General features: G+C 43.9%; 1 protein-coding gene. It reads right to left on the bottom strand.

What is annotated here, in order from left to right; translation table 11 throughout:
• Positions 1–634: 634 nt before the first annotated feature.
• Positions 635–988: P-loop NTPase family protein (locus CPT76_RS37185; RefSeq protein ID WP_483870041.1), on the bottom strand; the 354-nt coding region annotated here is incomplete at its 5' end.

The raw sequence follows: 988 nt of genomic DNA, 5'->3' as shown, positions 1-988 counted from the left end.
TAAAGTTGGTGCTCGATTACTTCAACTATATAAAGAGGTAGACAGCAGAAACCATCGGTAGTTCCTTTTTATCGGTTTGCCTGTTCTCTTGCTTTGAGGTGAAGGTGGGTTCCGATAGCGGTTGCCTGGCGCAAGTAAAGGACATAGGGGTCGTCAACAGAAGAGTTGTGTTATCATTTTCAAGCTCAATCATTCATTATTTCAACATAATCTGGATGCATTGTATAGTTGAAAAACCATTATGTTACGCGGCTTTAAGCGTGTATGTTCTTGTCATCTTACAGTAAATTTGCGTCTAACTATGCATTTTGACAAAAGATGGCGTTCAAACTTTGCAGTCTGAACAAAAGACCTTATAATAACAAAAAAGCGAGCTCCCAAGACAACGGGGGCTCGCTTTTGTACGTTATTCGGTTTGATTTTAATAAGTTGCAATTGATTGCAATTATGTCTACTTATGGAGTGACTCCGTTTTCTCCTCAGCAGTGCGGTTACGCAAATACTCCTGCATGAGAAGATCGCGTTCTTTTAAGTTCTTTCTCGTTATGAGGAGGGACTGCAAGAACAATCTCTTTGCTCATTTGGCTTCACCTTTTCCAAAATAACGCTTAAGAAGTTTATTTGAATAACGCCGTTATATCGTATAACCGGCCGTTCGCTGGAACAGCGGCTCCTCCCTTCCAAGTACTTTGTTGAGGATCAAATTTTCATAATAAGCAAAACCACTATCTCTTTCACGTGGTCGGTCCAGCGCAATTCGCTTATCCAATGAAATGACCCCATCTTCAATCAGAATTACCCTGTCAGCCAAGGCAACCGCTTCGCTGACGTCATGCGTGACGAGAATGACGGTGAAGCCCTGCTCAAGCCAGAGCCGTTCGATCAACTGCTGCATTTCAATCCGAGTCAATGCGTCCAAGGCGCCTAGCGGTTCATCCAGCAGCAAAAGGGTAGGCTTACTTGCCAGTGCCCGTGCCAGTGCAACGCG

Origin of the sequence: Paenibacillus sp. AR247, assembly GCF_002968895.1 — a bacterium.
GTDB classification, from domain to species: Bacteria; Bacillota; Bacilli; order Paenibacillales; family Paenibacillaceae; genus Paenibacillus_AQ; species Paenibacillus_AQ favisporus.
This window is presented reverse-complemented; position numbering and strand designations above follow the sequence as displayed.